This is a genomic window from Pseudomonas sp. GW821-FHT09D08 (assembly GCF_059416305.1).
Genome location: NZ_JBWKOX010000022.1, coordinates 50489 through 68316, shown reverse-complemented (window position 1 = coordinate 68316; position 17828 = coordinate 50489). Strand labels below are relative to the sequence as shown.

The window sequence follows — 17828 nt, the reverse complement described above, 5'->3', positions numbered from 1 at the left end:
GAGCAGGATTATCGGAGAAATACCATGTCGTACGCAGTAATTGTTACTGGTGGCAAGCAATACAAGGTCGCCCCAGGTGAATACCTGAAGATCGAAAAACTGGAAATCGCAACCGGCGAATCCGTTACCTTTGATCGCGTTCTGTTGGTCGCCAATGGCGATGACGTGAACATCGGCGCTCCAGTTGTTGCTGGCGCTACCGTTGTGGCTGAAGTGATCTCCCAAGGTCGTCACGATAAAGTCCGCATCATCAAGTTCCGTCGTCGTAAGCACCACATGAAGCGTATGGGCCACCGCCAGTGGTACACCGAGATCAAAATCACCGGTATTCAGGCTTAATTTCAGCCTAATTCCTCACTAGGAGAATTGACTCATGGCACACAAAAAAGCTGGTGGTAGTACCCGTAACGGTCGCGACTCAGAAGCCAAACGCCTTGGCGTTAAGATGTATGGCGGCCAGAAAATCATTCCGGGCAACATCATCGTGCGTCAGCGCGGCACCCAATTCCACGCCGGTTACGGTGTTGGCATGGGTAAAGATCACACCCTCTTCGCGAAAATCGAAGGCGTGATCAAGTTTGAAGTAAAAGGCGCGTTCAACCGCCGTTACGTGAGCGTTGTCGCCGCTTAATTGCGCGATCGCTGGAAAAGCCCTGTCTTGCGACGGGGCTTTTTCGTTTGTGGAGTGAGTCTCTTGCAAAGCTGTTTGTAATGGGCTCAAGCAGCTGGATTTGCGGCTGTTGATTGAGGTCGCTGCGCTCATTTTTGCAAGAGTCTTATGTCTTGGTTTCTTAAGCTCGTCCGTGCGGCGAGAGGCGTTTTGTTATGAAGTTCGTTGATGAAGTTTCCATCCGAGTAAAAGCAGGCGACGGCGGTAACGGTTGCATGAGTTTCCGTCGCGAAAAATTCATCGAAAACGGTGGCCCCAACGGCGGTGACGGCGGTGACGGCGGTTCCATCTACATGATGGCCGACGAAAATCTCAACACCCTGGTGGACTACCGTTACACCCGGCATTTCGATGCCGAGCGTGGCTCCAACGGCGGCAGCACCGACTGCACCGGTAAAAAAGGTGAAGACCTGGTACTGCGCGTACCGGTCGGCACCACGATCATCGACTCCGCGACCCAGGAAGTGATTGGCGACCTGACCAAGGCCGGCCAGAAACTGATGGTTGTACAAGGCGGCTGGCACGGTCTGGGTAACACCCGATTCAAGTCCAGTACCAATCGTGCACCGCGCCAGACCACGCCGGGCAAGCCGGGCGAGCAGCGCGACCTGAAGCTGGAAATGAAGGTACTGGCTGACGTGGGCCTGCTGGGCCTGCCGAACGCCGGCAAAAGTACCTTCATCCGCTCGGTGTCGGCCGCCAAGCCGAAAGTCGCCGACTACCCGTTCACCACCCTGGTGCCAAACCTGGGCGTGGTCAGCGTCGACCGCTGGAAAAGCTTTGTGATCGCCGACATTCCCGGCCTGATCGAAGGGGCTTCCGACGGTGCAGGCCTGGGGATTCGCTTCCTCAAGCATTTGTCCCGTACCCGTTTGCTGCTGCACCTCGTCGACATGGCGCCCTTGGATGACACCAGTGCACCGGACGCCGCCGAAGTGATCGTCAGCGAACTGACCAAGTTCAGCCCGGCCCTGGCCGAGCGTGATCGCTGGTTGGTGCTGAACAAATGCGACCAGATCCTCGAAGAAGAGCACGAGGAGCGCGTCAAGGAAATCGTCGATCGCCTGGAATGGACCGGTCCGGTCTACGTGATCTCGGCGATCGCCAAAGAAGGCACCGAGCGCCTGACCCGCGACATCATGCGCTACCTGGAAGACCGTGCCGACCGTCTGGCGGCCGACCCGGTATTCAAGGCCGAACTCGCCGAACTCGATCAGCAGATCGAAGACGAGGCCCGTGCCCAGTTGCAGGCCCTGGACGACCAGCGTGCCCTGCGCCGCAGCGGCGTGAAGTCGGTCCATGACATCGGCGACGATGATTGGGACGAAGAAGACGTGGATGACGAAGACGGTCCGGAAATCATTTACGTGCGCGACTGATCCGTTGCGATAAACTTGAACGCCGCTCCCAGGAGCGGCGTTTTGGTATCCGGGTATAACGTTATGGGCGGCGCTGGGTCGCGCGGCCCTCAATCTAAGGTTGAAGATGATGCGGAGCAAAGTGACAGGTGCGCAGCGCTGGGTCGTAAAGATCGGAAGTGCGCTGCTGACGGCAGATGGCAAAGGCCTGGATCGTGCAGCCATGAGCGTCTGGGTCGAGCAGATGGTGGCCTTGCATGAAGCAGGTGTCGAGTTGGTGCTGGTGTCGTCCGGGGCAGTTGCCGCCGGGATGAGCCGCCTCGGCTGGACCGCGCGACCCAGCGCGATGCATGAGCTGCAAGCCGCCGCCGCCATCGGCCAGATGGGCCTGGTGCAAGCCTGGGAATCCAGCTTTGCCGAGCATGGCCGCCACACGGCGCAGATCCTGCTGACCCACGATGACCTGTCCGACCGCAAGCGCTACCTCAATGCCCGCAGCACCTTGCGTGCGCTGGTGGAACTCAAGGTCATCCCGGTGATCAACGAGAACGACACCGTGGTCACCGACGAAATCCGTTTCGGTGACAACGACACCCTGGCCGCGTTGGTGGCCAACCTGGTGGAGGCCGACCTGCTGGTGATCCTCACCGACCGCGACGGCATGTTCGACGCCGACCCACGCCACAACCCCGATGCCCAACTGATCTACGAAGCGCGCGCCGATGATCCGGCGCTCGACGCCGTGGCCGGCAGCGTTGGCGGTGCCCTGGGCCGTGGCGGCATGCAGACCAAGTTGCGCGCAGCGCGCCTGGCAGCACGTTCCGGGGCCCACACCATCATCGTCGGTGGGCGCCTGGAGCGTGTGCTGGATCGCCTCAAGGCGGGTGAGCGCATCGGTACGTTGCTGTCGCCCGAACGCGGCATGCTCGCGGCGCGCAAGCAATGGCTGGCTGGGCACTTGCAAACCCGTGGCACCCTGGTGCTCGACGATGGCGCGGTGTCGGCGTTGTCCCAGGGCAACAAGAGCCTGCTGCCGGTGGGCGTCAAGTTGGTGCAGGGCAGCTTCCGCCGTGGCGAGATGGTGGTATGCGTGGCGCCTGACGGTCGTGAGATCGCCCGGGGCCTGGCCAATTACAGCGCCCTGGAAGCGCAGAAAATTATCGGACAATCGTCTGACGCGATTGTCGGACTCTTGGGTTACATGGCGGAACCGGAACTGGTTCACCGCGATAACCTGATCCTGGTCTAAACAAAGGGAATACACGATGCGCGTGATGAAGGGATTGCTCGGCCTGCTGCTGGCCCTGCCGCTGCTGGCTTCGGCCGAAGAAGTTGGCCAGGTGTCGACGGTGTTCAAGTTTGTCGGCCCCAACGACCGGATTGTGGTCGAAGCGTTCGATGACCCCAAGGTCGACGGCGTGACCTGCTATTTGTCGCGCGCCAAGACCGGCGGCGTGAAAGGTGGCCTGGGCTTGGCCGAAGACCGTGCCGAAGCCTCGATCGCCTGCCGTCAGGTCGGCCCGATTCGCTTCAAGGGCGAGCTCAAGGACGGCGACGAAGTGTTCAAGGAACGTACCTCGCTGGTGTTCAAGACCATGCAGGTGGTGCGTTTCCTCGACAAGAAGCGCAATACCCTGGTGTACCTGGTCTACAGTGACCGCTTGATTGAAGGCAGCCCGCAGAACGCGGTGACGGCGATTCCTATTCTGCCGTGGCCGACCGCTCAGTAATCCGCAGGCGAGTTTTGCAATCGGCGTCTATGATTGCAGGCTTGCGGGTTGTAATCTCGAAGCGCTGCTTTGCTAAGAACATGGGAAATCTGGAGTTCGTCATGAGTGCTTTCCACGACCTGAAACTCAAAGCTTTGGACGGACAAGAGCTGCCGCTGGCGCCCTTCAAGGGACACGTTGTGCTGGTGGTCAACGTAGCCTCCAAATGTGGCTTGACCCCGCAGTACGCGGCGTTGGAAAACCTATATCAGCAGTACAAGGACCAGGGATTTACCGTGCTTGGCCTGCCGTGCAATCAGTTTGCAGGCCAGGAGCCGGGCACCGAGGAAGAAATCCGCGAGTTCTGCAGCCTGAACTACGGCGTGACCTTCCCCCTGGGCAGCAAGCTCGATGTGAACGGCCCTGAGCGTCACCAACTGTACCGGTTGCTGGCGGGCGAGGGCGCCGAGTTTCCAGGGGATATCACCTGGAATTTCGAGAAATTCCTGCTGGGCAAGGATGGCCGGGTCCTCGCGCGATTCTCGCCGCGCACTGCACCGGATGATCCGACGGTCGTGCAGGCCATCGAAAAAGCCCTGAGTTGAACACCTGCCGGTGCAGCTTCAAGTTGTAAGCTTGAAGCTGCAAGTAGAAGCACATGCGCGGCTCTTGCAGCTTTAAACCTGCAGCTAGCCGCTGCTTTCATACCCCTTAATCACCCAAATCAATAGTGCTATTCGGCACGCTGCACTCCTCATATTATCCGCATCATAAACCTCGTCTTCCGCGGAGTGCTCCCATGCCTGTCCAAGCCTTGTTCAAACCGTTCCAGCTCGGTGCACTGCAGCTGTCGACCCGTGTAGTCATGGCGCCGATGACCCGTTCGTTTTCCCCCGGTGGCGTGCCTGATTCCAAGGTCATCGAGTACTACCGCCGCCGTGCCGCTGCCGGCGTGGGCCTGATCATTACCGAAGGCACCGTGGTCGGTCACCCGGCCTCCAACGGCTACCCGAATGTCCCGCATTTCTACGGCGAGGCGGCGCTGGCCGGCTGGAAGAAGGTCGTCGATGCCGTGCACGCCGAAGGTGGCAAGATTGTCCCGCAGCTCTGGCACGTGGGCAGTGTGCGCCGCATCGGTACCGAGCCTGACGCCAGTGTGCCGGCCTACGGCCCGATGGAAAAACTCAAGGATGGCAACGTGGTCGTCCACGGCATGACCACCCAGGACATCAAGGATGTCATTGCCGCGTTCGCCCAAGCCGCCAAGGATGCCCAGGGCATCGGCATGGACGGCGTGGAAATCCATGGCGCCCATGGCTACCTGGTCGACCAGTTCTTCTGGGAAGGCAGCAACCAGCGCACCGACGAATACGGCGGCAGCCTGGCCAACCGTTCGCGCTTTGCCATCGAGTTGATCCAGGCCACCCGCGCCGCCGTCGGCCCGGACTTCCCGATCATCTTGCGTTTCTCCCAATGGAAGCAGCAGGACTACACCGCACGCCTGGTGCAAACCCCCGAGGCGTTGGGTGAATTCCTCAAGCCGTTGTCTGATGCCGGTGTGGATATTTTCCACTGCTCCACCCGCCGTTTCTGGGAGCCGGAGTTCGAAGGTTCCGACCTCAACCTCGCCGGCTGGACCCGCCAACTCACGGGTAAACCGACGATCACCGTGGGCAGTGTCGGCCTGGATGGCGAATTCCTGCAGTTCATGGTCAATACCGACAAGGTCGCCCAACCGGCCAGTCTGGAAAAACTGCTGGAGCGCTTGAACAACGACGAGTTCGACTTGGTCGCTGTTGGCCGTGCGCTGCTGGTAGATCCGGATTGGGCCGTGAAGGTGCGTGAAGGTCGTGAAGGCGACATTCTGCCGTTCAGTCGCGAGGCGTTGACGACCCTGGTGTAGGGGGGAGCCCAGGCCTGCGGTCACTATCGACGGCTGAGCGTGAAGGTTTAGCTGTTTCAGGCGAAAGGCCGGGTATTGAGTACCCGGCCTTCCGCTTGTGTTCAGACCATCATTCGCCTCAATGCTTATTGCCTTGTCCTTGGTCCATATTGGTTAAAGCTAGAAGTGCTGTCCGTCTGGTCGGAACGTGCCCATTGAGGTGGCCTGACGGAACATTGCTCCTGGTTTGGGCGCGTACCGCCAGGTCGTGGGAGGCCGTCAGTGGGCTGCGGGCGTTGCCAGGCGTTCTGCGCCGGTTGCCAGGCGTTTTGCGGGTGTGTGGACTGTGGGCGGTTGTCAGGGTTGTGCAGTGGGCGTTGCCAGTCGTTCTGCGCCGGCCGCCAGGCGTTTTGCGGGCGTGTGGACTGCGGGCGGTTGTCATGGTTGTGCGATGGGCGTTGCCAGTCATTCTGCGCCGTTTGCCAGTTGTTTTGCGGGCGCGAAGGTTGCGGGCGGTTCCAGCCAGTGTTTGCGTGGTTCTGGTGGTTGTGACCGCTTCCGGATGGGGTGAATGGTTGGAATCTCAGCGCCATTGATCCATTTATCAGTGTCGACATAGTGCTCTCTATTAGTTTTTCAGCATGAATGACCTGCCTCGTTCGAGTGTGTTTCACAGGAAGACACCCCTCTTGCGGCAGGTGCCATATAAGTGGCGATAATTCCCTCGACGTTCCGGAAATATCCTGTTGTGGCGTGCCGATTCAGGCAGTCTCAGGCAGGGATTCCTACCGTTGAAACCAATATTCAAGGGGTAGGCAGGCAGGGCGGGGAATTGGCCTACGTCATTCGTAGAGCGTTCAACGAATGTCAGGCAGTATTGGAGCTGCCAAATGTTCTGCGCACACATCGCGTAACTGGTTCTCGAACTGCTCGATAATCGCCGGCCAGCCCTGGCGGCTCGCATGTTGGCGTGCATTGAGGCGGGCCCTGCGCAAATGTTCGCTGTCTTCCAGCAACCATCTGGCCGCATCGCAGAACGCGTCCTCATCACCCGGCATGGCCAGCACACCGTTGTAACCATGGCGGATATGCTGGGTCGCCGCCGCCTGGTCGTACGCCACCACACCCAGCCCGGAGGCCATGGCTTCGAGCACCACATTGCCGAAGGTTTCGGTCAGGCTGGGGAACAGGAACACATCCCCTGATGCGTAATGCCGCGCCAGTTCTTCGCCGCGCTGGGTGCCGCAGAACACCGCGTCGGGCAGGTCGCGCTCGAGCATCGGGCGTTGCGGGCCATCGCCGACGATGATCAGCTTCAGCCGACGCTGTGGATAAGTTGCCTGCAGCGCGTCAAAGCAGCGCTTGAGCAGCCCGAGGTTTTTCTCCTGGGCCAGGCGCCCCACGTGCAGCACGGCAATATCGTCGTTTTCCAGGCCCCAGCTTTCCCGTAGTGCGTTGTCACGCTTGGCCGGGTGGAATAACTGGCTGTCCACCCCGCGCGCCAGCATCCCCAGGCGCTCGAAATGCCGACGCTCCAGTTCCAGGCGTTGGCTGGCGCTGGGCACCAGGGTCAAGGTCGAACGGTTATGAAACCAGCGCAGGTAGTGCGTGACCATGCGGCTTAACAGGCTCAGGCCGTACTGGTTGGAGTACTGCTGGAAATTGGTGTGAAAACCGCTGACCACGCTGATTCCCAGGCGCCGTGCCGCCCGCAGCGCCGACAGCCCCAGCGGCCCTTCAGTGGCGATATACAGTACGTCCGGGCGCTGGCGGGTCCAACGGCGCAGCAACTTGTGCATCGACGACTGGCCCCATTGCAGGCCTGGGTAACCCGGCAGCGGCCAGCCACGGCAGAGCAGCAAGCCATCATCGCTGGGCCGGCTTGCATCGGCGCCCTGGCGCGGGCGGACCAGTTCGACTTGATGGCCGCGCGCGCGCAAACCTTCGCACAGGCGGCCAAGGGTATTGGCCACCCCGTTGATCTCTGGCGGGAAGGTTTCGGTGATGAGAGTGATGTGGAGCGAAGCTGTCGTCATGACCCACAGTGTCGCTATGGGCCATGTCGCCATTGTGTCATGCAGATGATGGATTTATGACTTGGCCACTTTCGGCGTCGCCATGGCCTCGGCGCCCTGTTCGCGCACCCAGAACAAGGTCGCCCCGGCCACTGCCGCCGGCATCATCAACAGGTTGACCACCGGCACCAGCAGCACCAGGTAGACGATGCCGCCGAAGCTCATGCTCTGCCAGCGCTTCTGGCGCAGCCAGGCGAGCATTTCGTTCCAGCCCAGCTTGTGGTTATCGGCCGGGTAGTCGATGTATTGGATCGCCATCATCCACACGCCGAACAACAACCACAGTGGCGCGGCGATCAGGTTGACCACCGGAATGAACGACAGGATAAACAGGCCGATGGCCCGAGGCAGGAAATAGCCCAGTTTGCGCATTTCCCGGGCCAGGGTACGCGGAACCATTTCAATCAGTTCGCCCCAGCTGAAGGCCGGGAAGTCATCGGTACCCCGTACCACCACTTCGACTTTCTCGGAAAGAAAGCCATTGAACGGTGCCGCGATGATATTGGCGAGCATGGTGAAGGTGAAAAACACCATCAGCACCACCAGCACCACAAACAGCGGCCATAGCAGGTAATTCAGAAAGCTCAGCCAGCCGGGCAGGGTCGGCATCAAGTGGTCGACCCACAGGCTGAACTGATGGCCGGCAAAGTAGATCAAGCCGACGAACAGCACCAGGTTGATCGCCAGCGGCAGCAGTACAAACAGGCGCAGGCCGGGGCTCAGCACCAGTTTGAGGCCTTCACGCAGGTATTGCGGGCCGGAAAGAACAGGGGCGGGCATGGAGAACTCCGAGCAGGATGACGAACGCGCCGACCTTACCGGCTTTGCCTTCAAGGCGAAAGCGTGGTCGGTGTGACGACATCAACGGTAACAAAGGCGTCGATTAATCGGCCTGACTGCATAGAGACCGCCTATGAGCTGGATTGTTATTCCGTATTTCCTTAATCTTGCCCCCCTCGATACGCTGCACCCATTATTTTTCAGGGCCTGCGAGTTAAAGCCTTCCCCAAGTGCTTCGTGGTCCCTTTTTTATTCCAGCCGTCTTGTAGTCCGGGCGGTCGATAGGAGTGAGTCATGTCTGATACCCGTCATTCGCGAGTGATTATTCTCGGTTCCGGCCCTGCCGGTTACAGCGCTGCCGTCTACGCTGCCCGGGCCAACCTCAAGCCGCTGCTGATCACCGGCATGCAGGCGGGCGGTCAGTTGACCACCACCACTGAAGTCGACAACTGGCCGGGCGATGTCCACGGCCTGACCGGCCCGGTGCTGATGGAGCGTATGAAAGAACACGCCGAGCGCTTTGAAACCGAGATCGTGTTTGATCACATCAACAAGGTCGACTTCTCCAAGAAGCCTTACAGCCTCACCGGCGACAGCGGCGTCTACACCTGCGACGCACTGATCATCGCCACCGGTGCCAGCGCTCGCTACCTGGGCCTGCCATCGGAAGAAGCGTTCATGGGCAAGGGCGTTTCCGCTTGCGCCACCTGTGACGGGTTCTTCTACCGCAACAAGCCGGTCGCCGTGGTCGGTGGCGGCAACACGGCCGTGGAAGAGGCGCTGTACCTGGCCAACATCGCCAGCACCGTGACCCTGGTTCACCGCCGCGAGACGTTCCGCGCCGAGAAGATCCTGATCGACAAGCTGCACGCCCGTGTCGCCGAAGGCAAGATCATTCTCAAGCTCAACGCCACCCTGGATGAAGTCCTGGGCGACAACATGGGTGTGACCGGCGCTCGCCTGAAAAACAACGACGGCAGCTTCGACGAGCTGAAAGTCGACGGCGTGTTCATCGCCATCGGCCACACCCCGAACACGTCGTTGTTCGAAGGCGTGCTGGAAGCCAAAGACGGTTACCTGGTGGTGCAAGGCGGTCGTGAAGGCAACGCCACCGCGACCAACATCGAAGGCATCTTCGCTGCCGGCGACGTGGCCGATCACGTTTACCGCCAGGCCATCACCTCGGCCGGCGCCGGTTGCATGGCGGCCCTGGACGCCGAGCGTTACCTCGACGGTTTGAAGGACGCTGCGTTCTAAATTGTTGAAATAAAAAAACCGGCTACGAGGCCGGTTTTTTTATGGGTGCAATTTAAATCTGGGAGGGACAAGCCCTCTCCCACATTTTGATCTGCATCTGACTCAGGATTTGCGGGTCAGTGGCTGGGCGGCGAATTTCACACCTGCCAACCCATGGGCAATCAACGCGCGGATATTGCCATGGTCACTGCCCTCAGGCGTGGCCACCACCGAGCGGTAATGCTCGCCAAACGCCAGCAGCGCTTCCTGGTCGCTCAAGCCTTCCAGCAGCGCCAGGCCCAAGGTCTTGCACGAACCTTCGTTCTGCCCGGCAGCGTTTTCCACATCGCCGTTGGTGAAGGCCTGCGGCTGGTAATCGTAACCGGCAGCGATAAACGCCAGGGTGTCGGCAAAAACGTGTGCGCCGCTGTCGAGGCTGGCGCGCAGGGTGTTCAAATCAGTCATGGGTTTTTCCTTTGGCGAACGCCGCCTGTTGCTCGGCGCTGGCTTCTTGCTGGAATTGGGCTTTCCACTCGGCGTACGGCATGCCGTACACCACTTCACGGGCGTCATCGAGGCTCAGCTCGATCTGGCGCTCGTCGGCCTCGGCCTTGTACCACTTGGACAGGCAGTTACGGCAGAAACCGGCGAGGTTCATCAGGTCGATGTTCTGCACATCCTTGCGGCTGTCCAGGTGCGCCACCAGGCGGCGGAAGGCGGCGGCTTCGAGTTCGAGGCGTTGTTGATCGTTCATAGGGCTCACTGACAATTCAGGGGTTAGCGGCTGGCCGCCAGGGTAATCGACACCGACTCGGCAAAGCGCAGCGCATGGGGCTTGTCCACTTCGACTTCGGCGTACAGCACCGATTCGTTGCTCATCACCAGGTCCAGCAGTTCCTGGGTCAGGCGCTCCAGCAAGGCAAAGCGGTTGCCTTCCACGTGGGCGATGATGGCCTTGGTGATGGTGCGGTAGTTCAGCGCGTGGTCGATGTCGTTGTCGCGCACGGCTTCCTGGGCGGCATACAGGATGGTCAGGTTGATCAGCACATCCTGCTTGTTGAGGATTTCGTCCTCATTGATACCGATGAAGGTGCGCAGGCACAGGTCCTTGACCCGGATGCGCGCCATGCCTGGTTGAAGTTGTGGCATTGCTACTTGCTCCGTCCAATCAGTTGCAGGAACTCCATGCGCGTGGTGTTCGACTCGCGGAACGCGCCGAGCATCACCGAGGTGTTCATGGTTGAATTCTGTTTTTCCACGCCGCGCATCATCATGCACATGTGCTTGGCTTCGATCACCACGGCCACGCCGGCGGCCTGGGTCACGTCCTGGATGGCGTCGGCGATTTGCCGGGTGAGGTTTTCCTGGATCTGCAGGCGCCGGGCGAACATGTCGACGATGCGTGCCAGCTTCGACAGGCCCAGCACCCTGCCGGTCGGAATATAGGCCATGTGGGCCTTGCCGATAAAGGGCAGCAGGTGATGCTCGCACAGCGAATACAGCTCGATGTCCTTGAGGATCACCATCTCGTCGTTGTCGGAGGCGAACAGTGCGCCGTTGACGATTTCCTCGAGGTTCTGTTCATAGCCATGACACAGGTACTGCATGGCCTTGGCGGCGCGCTTGGGGGTGTCGAGCAAGCCTTCGCGTTCCGGGTCTTCGCCCAGGCCCTTGAGGATCTCGCGGTAATGGTGGGGCAGGGATAAGGTCATACAACATCCTCACAAACGGCTTACTTGATATGCCGCCCGCCGTTGACGGTCAGGGTGGTACCGGTGACATAGGGGTTGTCCAGCAGGTAACGCACACTCTGGTAGATCACCTCGGGGCCAGGCTCGATGCCCAGGGCCGACTTGGCCAGCACCTTGGTGCGATAGGCCGCGTCGTCGCCTTCGTTGAACATCACCATCGCCGGGGCGATGCCGTTGACCTTGATCAGCGGCGCAAACTGCGCGGCGAACGACAGCGTGAGGCTGTCGAGCCCGGCCTTGGTGGCGCAGTAGGCGATGTGCTGGCGGCTGCCCTTGCGCACCACGTCATCGCTGATATGCACGATGTCGGCAGGTGTCGAGCGTTGCAGCAAGGGTGAACAATGCAGGTTGATCAGGTACGGCGCAAGCATGTGCACGCTGAACATGTCGGTAAAGGCACGGCTTTCGTCGCCCGGCGCCTCCGCGACCCAGGCCGAAGCGTTATGGATGATCGCACGCAGGCTTTGGGTGTGGCTGTTCAGTTCAGCGATAAACGCGAGAATCCCGGCTTCGGTGGAAAAGTCGGCAAATACGCCGACTGCGCCACGCTCACGCAGGGCCTGCACGCCGGGGCGTTCGCTGCGGTAGCTGAAAATCACCGGCTGGCCTTCGTCCAGCAGGCGCTCGGCGCAATGCAGGCCGACGCGCTGGCCGGCACCGGTGATCAGGATCGGGGCGTTCGTTGCAGTCATGGGAGGCTCGCGTCGCTGGCAGGCGCAAATCATACCAGCGACGGGCCGCCCCTGTACTCACGCCGCCGCTTCGGAGGCCTTGCGCGGGGCTGGCGCTGGGTGCAGCCAGTTCGCCAGCAGGTGGGTCGACAGCGGAATGAACCAGTACACCATCAAGGGCGTGAGTGCCATTGTGCTGACCAGCACCCGTGGCCCCAGCTCGAGTTCACTGAGCAGCGGCCCCAGGACGAAGTTGAACAGCAGCGACACCGGGAAAAACGCCAGCCAGATCGCCACCGCCTGCTTCCAGCGTGGCGGACGGGCACCCGCTGCGCCAAACCAGCCATCGATGCCCCGTACACGGTGCTCGGACGGGTCGGCGAACAAATCGCTGCCACGGCTCAACCACGCACTGCGTGAGGCGGAAAACTCCCAGGCGTGCAGGGTCTTCTCATCGGCGAAGCGGAAAATGATCTGGAATTCATCGTCATTGGGCGGTGGGGCCAGCACGCCGGAGCCCAGGTAACCGGGGAAGTCGGTGGCCAATTGCTCGCCTTCGCGCAGCCAGGCCATCAGTTCTTCATAGCGCCCTTTGGCCACGCGGCGCGCAACCATCAAGGTGACGGGAGAGGTAGACATTGTGTATCTCCAAATGTACGGGTGCACTGGACCGTGTAGGTGGCGCACAGACGAAGCTGCGGGGTGTTGCAGCGACGTGTAAAAAGCAGGCAAGGATTATTCCTGTTTTACCCGAATACACCAGCGACATTGGTCCGAAAAGCGGGAAACTTGAAAAAGACAGGTGTAAAGGCGTTAAATGAGCGCCCAGTTAACGTTGCTTTTTTGGTCAAAAATGCCCGTGATTACTGCTCCGCTTGAAAGTGTTTCGCATCTGGATTCCACTGATTCCGATGAGCTGTTTCCGATCCGTGAAGTCTCGAGATTGACAGGCGTCAACCCGGTCACCCTGCGTGCCTGGGAGCGCCGTTATGGGCTGATACAGCCCACGCGCACCGAAAGTGGGCATCGCCTCTATTCCAAGGCCGATATACAGACAGTCCATCGTATTCTCGATTGGATCGAGCGCGGCGTGGCCGTGAGCAAAGTGGGCAAGATCCTTGCTCGCGACGATCAGCAGGCCGAAGCCGTTCGTGCGCAGCGCGATACCGTCGAGCAAAGCGAATGGCCGCAGTGGCAGGCGCGGTTGATGCAGGCCGTCAGCGACTTCGATGACCGTCAACTGGAGCGTGTGTATGGGCAGGTCCTGGCGACCTACCCACTCGACGTGGTGTTCCAGGACATTCTGATGCCCCTGTGGAATGAGCTGTTGCGTCATCAGGGGCGTTTCGGCCAGGCCAGCGAGTGGCTGTTCTTCGACAACTTCCTGCGAGTGCGTGCCCTGGAGCGCCTGCAACTGGCGTGTGCTTCAACCGTGCCGCGGGTATTGCTGGCGGCCATGGCGGGTGAGTGCCGCAAGTTGGAGTTGCTGGTGGCGGCGCTCTTGATGAGCCGGGATGACCTGGCCGTGAAAGTGCTGGGCATGGGACAGCCGTTTGACGAGTTGACGCTGGTCTGCGAGAAGACTCACCCACAGGCGCTGATCCTCTTCTCCAATTACTCGCATAACCATGATCTTGCCGGGCGCTTGAACCGCTTGGCGTTGACCCTGGATTGCCCGCTGCTGCTTGCAGGTGCGGCGTCGGATCTTGCCGAGGACGGCCTGGCCGGCACGTCCATCGGTTGCCTGGGCAATGAAGGTCGCTTGATGCGGCGGCGCTTGCAACAGTTTCTCAGCGGCGCGCTGGATACCTGATTTCAGGCATGCATGTGCGGGTGGACCAGGCGGTGCTGGTGCAGGATGAACTGACGCAGGCGCTCGGTTTCATCCACGTCGCTTTGGCTCAAGCGGTAGGCAAACAAACCTCGCGCCGTTTCCCGCTCGAACGAGCCGCGCAGCGCGATGCGTTCGTAGCCCGACGGGCTGAACCACAGGGAAAAGGTTTTTGGCGGCTTGATCCGGCTGCGAATCTCCACCAGCACACCCTTGAATGACACTTCATGCACCCGCAGGGCGCCAGCAGCACCGCGGATGTTCTCCAGCGCCACCGGCGTTTCAAGCGCCAGGCGCCACGGGCGTATCATCGGCCCGTCTTCGAAAATACTCGGCACCCCCAAACGCAGATGCACCGCATTGAACTCATCCTCTACCAGATGCAGGGGGAAGGTCAGTTGCTGGTTGTCGAACTGCGCCTGGATGGTGAGGTGGTCATGGGCGGCCAGGCGGGTGAGCAAGTCGCGAATCTGTGCACCGCCGTTGACGGTCAGGCTCGACGAAGCATCCCGCAGGTTGAGTTGCGGGTTGTGCTGCATGCTCTGAATGAAATCCAGCTCATCCTGGGTCAGAAGCGCATTGCGTTGCATCGTGCTTGCTCAATGGAGAGGTATTAAAGTGCCATTATCCGCTGTTATGGCCGCAGTTTCTAAATTTTGTTTAATCCGCTTGTCGCTTTGAGCGCTGCCAGCTCGGCCTTGACCTGGGCCAGTTCACTTTCCAGCTGCGCGACACGCTGCTGGGCCTTGACCTGGAGCGTGACGTCCTTTTGTACACCGACGAAATACGTCTGCTTGTCCGCGGCGTTGTAAACCGTTGAAAGGGACAGTTCGTTCCAGAAATGGCTGCCGTCCTTGCGGTAATTGCGCAGGGTTTCCCGGCAGGCACCGCCGTTCTCCAGCGCTTCACGGATGGCCATCAGGGCCGGCTGGTCACGGTCGCCGGATTGCAGGAAGCGGCAATCCTGATAGAGGATTTCGTCGAGGGTGTAGCCGGTCAGCCGTTCGAATGCAGGGTTCACGTAGATCAGCGGCTTGTCCTTGCCTTCTCTTTCAGCGACGACGATGCCGTCGTTGGAAGCGTTGATCACCATTTGCATCAGCTTGGCGTTAATCATTGAGCGGTCCATGGCTTGTGGTTGGAGTGGGCAGTTTAAGACATGCCTTGAATCTTGCACGGCGGGCGCCGAAATATTTGCGCCAGCTGCTAATATCCCAGGCTTTCGCTCAACTACAGGATCAGATTGATGAAAGTCGCCATCCTTTCCGGCTCGGTGTACGGCACGGCTGAAGAAGTCGCGCGCCACGCCGCCGACCTCCTCAACAAGGCCGGCTTTGAGGCCTGGCACAATCCCCGTGCGACCTTGGCGGATGTACTAGCCTTCAGTCCGCAAGCCTTTCTGGCGGTGACCTCCACCACCGGCATGGGGGAATTGCCCGACAACCTGCAACCCCTGTATTCAACCATTCGCGACCAACTGCCCGCCGCTTGGCGCGGCCTGCCCGGCGCAGTGATCGGCCTGGGCGATGCCAGCTACGGCGATACCTTCTGTGGCGGTGGCGAGCAAATGCGCGAGCTGTTCGGCGAGTTGGGTGTGCGTGAAGTGCTGCCGATGCTGCGCCTGGACGCCAGCGAAAGCGTCACCCCGGAAGCCGACGCCGAGCCATGGCTGGCCGAGCTGGTCACTGCACTGCGCGCTTGACCGGAAACTCGCGTAACAACGCCAGCCAGGCCTGGGCGGCTCTCGACAGGTAGGCGCCCTCACGCCAGATAAAGGCAATGTCCCAGCGCAGGTAGTCGGGCGCCTTCAACGTCAGGCGCACCACCCCAGGTCGCACCAGCCCACGGGCGACCACGCTGGGCAGCAGCACCACGCCTTGGCCGGCGGCCACCAAGGCTGCGAGGAAATCCGCCTGGCCGCTGCGGCCGATTTCCTTCGGGGTAAAACCCAACTGCTGACACGCCTGCATCAGGCGGTCGTTAAGCACAAAGCTGCGCTGGTACATCAGGAACGGTGTGTCCGCCAATTCCTCGAGGCGCACCTGGGCGTTGTCCGCCAGGGGATGGTCAATCGGCAGCAGTGCGTCCAGGGGTTCATCGCAAAAGGCTTGCCAGGCAAACGCCGGGTCATTGGGTTTCAAGCTGCCGCCCACTTCCAGCTCACCGCTCAGGATGGCCTGTTCGATATTGCGGCTGCCGCCCTCCAGCAACTGGATGATGACGTTCGGGTAGCGCCGGCGGTACTCGGCAAACAACCCGGCGAACAGCGTGTCACCCGCCAGCAGCGGCAGGCCCAGGCGCAACTCGCCGCGGGTGAGCTGCTGCATATCGTCCAGCTCGCTCAGCAGTTCGGTTTGCAGGCGCAACATGGCTTCGGCGCGTTGCAGTACGACCTGGCCGGCGGCGGTCAGGCGGGTCTGCGAGCCGATGCGGTCGAGCAGCGGTGTGCCAAGGCTTTGCTCCAGTTGCGCCACCTGTTTGCTGACGGCGGACTGGCTGATATGCAGGGTTTTCCCCGCCTGGGTAAAGCCCCCTCGGTGGATCACTTCGACAAAGCTGCGCAGCTGTTTGAATTCCATCGGCCTGATTCCAGTTTGGAATGGTTGGCAGTCTAACAATTCGCTGTGGGGATGGAAGGCCGCACTCTAAAATGGGGGCCTGCGAGGACCCAAAGCCCATGAAACGTTTTCCCTTCAAACACCTTGGCCGTTTGCTGACTGAACTGGTCGTACTGCTCGCGATTTATCTGCTGGGCACCCAGTTGGCGAGCTGGCTAGCTTGGCCCATTCCCGGTGGCGTGGTGGGCCTGGGCCTGTTGCTGGCAACGTTCGCCAGCGGCCTGGTCAAACCGGCGGCACTGCAATTGGGCGCCGGGGTGTTGATGGCCGAGATGCTGCTGTTCTTCATCCCGGCCCTGATGAGCCTGCTCGATTACGGTGGCCTGCTGCGCAACGATGGCTGGCGCATCCTGTTGGTGATCGGCTTCAGCACGCTGGCGGTGATGCTGGTCACGGCGTTTACGGTAGAAGCGGTGTGCCGCTGGAGGTTGCGCCATGAAGCTTGAGCTGATGCCGGTGTTCTGGCTCGCCTTGACCCTGGGCGCCTACGTGTTCAGCCGCTGGCTCTACCGGCGTACCGGGCGCTACCTGCTGTCGCCGCTGATCCTGGTGCCGGCACTGTTGCTGGCGGTGGCCTTGCCGATGCACACCGCCTATGCCGAATACGCCACCGACACCCACTGGCTGATGCTGGTACTGGGCCCGGTGACTGTGGCGTTTGCTGTGCCGATCTGGCAGCAACGCCGATTGCTGGCGCGGCACTGGCCGGCGTTGCTGCTGGGCATGATGGCGGGCAGCGTGGCGTCGATCGCGACTTCGTTCGGCCTGGCGAAGGCGCTGGCGTTGGACAGCGCGGTGACGATGTCGCTGGTGCCGCGCTCGATCACCACACCGTTCGCCATGCCGGTGTCTTCCGACCTGGGTGGCGTGCCGGAGCTGACGGCGGTGTTTGTGATGTTCACCGGTGTGTTCGGCGCCATGCTAGGTGGTGTATTGCTCAAATGGCTGCCGCTGCGGACACCCCTGGCACGTGGCGCGTTGTTTGGCGTGGGCGCCCACGGTGCGGGTGTCAGCCGCGCCCATGAAGTGGGGGGCGAAGAGGGCTCGGTCGCCGGTCTGGTGATGGTGTTGACGGGTTTGCTCAACCTGTTTGCCGTGCCTTTTCTGGCGGCGCTTCTATGACGCGCTTTAAACAAACTTCAACTATTCTCTGAACTGACCCGCTCGGTCATCAAGCTGGCTGCCAAGGCAACTCCGGCGGCCATGAGGTCTGACTAGACTGGCCCATCACACAAAAAAACAACAAT

Annotated in this window: 23 protein-coding genes; 12 read left to right on the top strand and 11 right to left on the bottom strand. The window is 60.7% G+C overall.

The window, feature by feature from the left end:
• The first annotated feature begins 24 nt into the window (after positions 1-24).
• The 7 genes from rplU to AC07OP_RS27025 all read left to right on the top strand — a co-directional run bounded on the left by rplU (position 25) and on the right by AC07OP_RS27025 (position 5640).
• Positions 25-339, top strand: coding sequence for a 50S ribosomal protein L21 (gene rplU / locus AC07OP_RS27055; RefSeq protein ID WP_003176051.1), 315 nt, complete (start codon positions 25-27; stop codon positions 337-339).
• A gap of 34 nt (positions 340-373) precedes the next feature.
• Positions 374-631, top strand: a complete 258-nt coding sequence (gene rpmA, locus AC07OP_RS27050; RefSeq protein ID WP_003176049.1) for a 50S ribosomal protein L27 — start codon at positions 374-376, stop codon at positions 629-631.
• A gap of 194 nt (positions 632-825) precedes the next feature.
• The gene (gene cgtA, locus AC07OP_RS27045) at positions 826-2049 is read left to right on the top strand and encodes an Obg family GTPase CgtA (protein ID WP_015885843.1); all 1224 of its coding nucleotides are present in this window, start codon (positions 826-828) and stop codon (positions 2047-2049) included.
• A gap of 109 nt (positions 2050-2158) precedes the next feature.
• Positions 2159-3277, top strand: coding sequence for a glutamate 5-kinase (gene proB / locus AC07OP_RS27040; protein ID WP_065939004.1), 1119 nt, complete (start codon positions 2159-2161; stop codon positions 3275-3277).
• A gap of 16 nt (positions 3278-3293) precedes the next feature.
• Entirely contained in the window at positions 3294-3758 is a 465-nt protein-coding gene (locus tag AC07OP_RS27035) for a CreA family protein (protein WP_027607650.1), read from the top strand.
• A 101-nt stretch (positions 3759-3859) separates the two neighbouring features.
• Complete coding sequence (locus AC07OP_RS27030; RefSeq protein ID WP_027607649.1) at positions 3860-4342, top strand: glutathione peroxidase; 483 nt, start codon at positions 3860-3862, stop codon at positions 4340-4342.
• Between the two features lie 194 nt (positions 4343-4536).
• On the top strand, positions 4537-5640 hold the full coding sequence (locus AC07OP_RS27025) for an NADH:flavin oxidoreductase (protein ID WP_065925973.1): 1104 nt from the start codon (positions 4537-4539) through the stop codon (positions 5638-5640).
• 836 nt (positions 5641-6476) lie between these two features.
• Here AC07OP_RS27025 and AC07OP_RS27020 read toward each other — a convergent pair.
• Positions 6477-7655 (bottom strand): glycosyltransferase family 4 protein, encoded by a 1179-nt coding sequence (locus tag AC07OP_RS27020; RefSeq protein WP_495102770.1) that lies wholly within the window; start codon positions 7653-7655, stop codon positions 6477-6479.
• 54 nt (positions 7656-7709) lie between these two features.
• On the bottom strand, positions 7710-8474 hold the full coding sequence (cysZ, locus tag AC07OP_RS27015; protein ID WP_027607646.1) for a sulfate transporter CysZ: 765 nt from the start codon (positions 8472-8474) through the stop codon (positions 7710-7712).
• Between the two features lie 294 nt (positions 8475-8768).
• Between cysZ and trxB the strand changes: the two genes are divergently transcribed.
• Positions 8769-9731, top strand: coding sequence for a thioredoxin-disulfide reductase (gene trxB / locus AC07OP_RS27010; protein WP_025858049.1), 963 nt, complete (start codon positions 8769-8771; stop codon positions 9729-9731).
• A gap of 102 nt (positions 9732-9833) precedes the next feature.
• Here trxB and AC07OP_RS27005 read toward each other — a convergent pair whose 3' ends face one another.
• Genes AC07OP_RS27005 through AC07OP_RS26980 form a run of 6 tightly spaced genes read right to left on the bottom strand, consistent with a single transcriptional unit; the run spans position 9834 to position 12771 of the window.
• Positions 9834-10175 (bottom strand): HopJ type III effector protein, encoded by a 342-nt coding sequence (locus AC07OP_RS27005; protein ID WP_027607645.1) that lies wholly within the window; start codon positions 10173-10175, stop codon positions 9834-9836.
• Positions 10168-10464, bottom strand: a complete 297-nt coding sequence (locus tag AC07OP_RS27000) for a DUF1244 domain-containing protein (protein ID WP_065939008.1) — start codon at positions 10462-10464, stop codon at positions 10168-10170. Before AC07OP_RS27000 ends, AC07OP_RS27005 begins: the two co-directional genes overlap by 8 nt.
• A gap of 23 nt (positions 10465-10487) precedes the next feature.
• Positions 10488-10859, bottom strand: coding sequence for a dihydroneopterin triphosphate 2'-epimerase (gene folX / locus AC07OP_RS26995; RefSeq protein WP_003194073.1), 372 nt, complete (start codon positions 10857-10859; stop codon positions 10488-10490).
• Between the two features lie 2 nt (positions 10860-10861).
• Positions 10862-11422, bottom strand: coding sequence for a GTP cyclohydrolase I FolE (folE, locus tag AC07OP_RS26990; protein ID WP_495102769.1), 561 nt, complete (start codon positions 11420-11422; stop codon positions 10862-10864).
• Positions 11423-11442: 20 nt separating this feature from the next.
• Complete coding sequence (gene folM, locus AC07OP_RS26985; RefSeq protein WP_027607642.1) at positions 11443-12153, bottom strand: dihydromonapterin reductase; 711 nt, start codon at positions 12151-12153, stop codon at positions 11443-11445.
• Positions 12154-12210: 57 nt separating this feature from the next.
• Complete coding sequence (locus tag AC07OP_RS26980) at positions 12211-12771, bottom strand: antibiotic biosynthesis monooxygenase (protein ID WP_065939011.1); 561 nt, start codon at positions 12769-12771, stop codon at positions 12211-12213.
• Between the two features lie 214 nt (positions 12772-12985).
• On the opposite strand from AC07OP_RS26980, the gene AC07OP_RS26975 reads away from it, so the two are divergent.
• Entirely contained in the window at positions 12986-13945 is a 960-nt protein-coding gene (locus AC07OP_RS26975; protein WP_495102768.1) for a MerR family transcriptional regulator, read from the top strand.
• Positions 13946-13947: 2 nt separating this feature from the next.
• On the opposite strand, the gene AC07OP_RS26970 is transcribed toward AC07OP_RS26975, so the two are convergent.
• Together AC07OP_RS26970 and AC07OP_RS26965 are read right to left on the bottom strand one after the other, a co-directional pair.
• Positions 13948-14553, bottom strand: a complete 606-nt coding sequence (locus AC07OP_RS26970) for a hypothetical protein (protein ID WP_027607639.1) — start codon at positions 14551-14553, stop codon at positions 13948-13950.
• Positions 14554-14612: 59 nt separating this feature from the next.
• Entirely contained in the window at positions 14613-15080 is a 468-nt protein-coding gene (locus tag AC07OP_RS26965; protein WP_495102767.1) for a PAS domain-containing protein, read from the bottom strand.
• Between the two features lie 129 nt (positions 15081-15209).
• Between AC07OP_RS26965 and AC07OP_RS26960 the strand changes: the two genes are divergently transcribed.
• A complete protein-coding gene (locus tag AC07OP_RS26960; RefSeq protein ID WP_027607637.1) occupies positions 15210-15665 on the top strand; it encodes a flavodoxin in 456 nt (151 codons plus the stop codon).
• On the opposite strand, the gene AC07OP_RS26955 is transcribed toward AC07OP_RS26960, so the two are convergent.
• Positions 15646-16542, bottom strand: a complete 897-nt coding sequence (locus AC07OP_RS26955) for a LysR family transcriptional regulator (RefSeq protein ID WP_495102766.1) — start codon at positions 16540-16542, stop codon at positions 15646-15648. The two genes, AC07OP_RS26960 and AC07OP_RS26955, sit on opposite strands and share 20 nt — an antisense overlap.
• Positions 16543-16640: 98 nt before the next feature.
• On the opposite strand from AC07OP_RS26955, the gene AC07OP_RS26950 reads away from it, so the two are divergent.
• Positions 16641-17027: a CidA/LrgA family protein gene (locus tag AC07OP_RS26950; RefSeq protein ID WP_098480092.1), complete on the top strand. Its 387-nt coding sequence runs from the start codon at positions 16641-16643 to the stop codon at positions 17025-17027.
• Positions 17017-17703: an LrgB family protein gene (locus AC07OP_RS26945; RefSeq protein WP_027607634.1), complete on the top strand. Its 687-nt coding sequence runs from the start codon at positions 17017-17019 to the stop codon at positions 17701-17703. Before AC07OP_RS26950 ends, AC07OP_RS26945 begins: the two co-directional genes overlap by 11 nt.
• Positions 17704-17828: the final 125 nt, after the last annotated feature.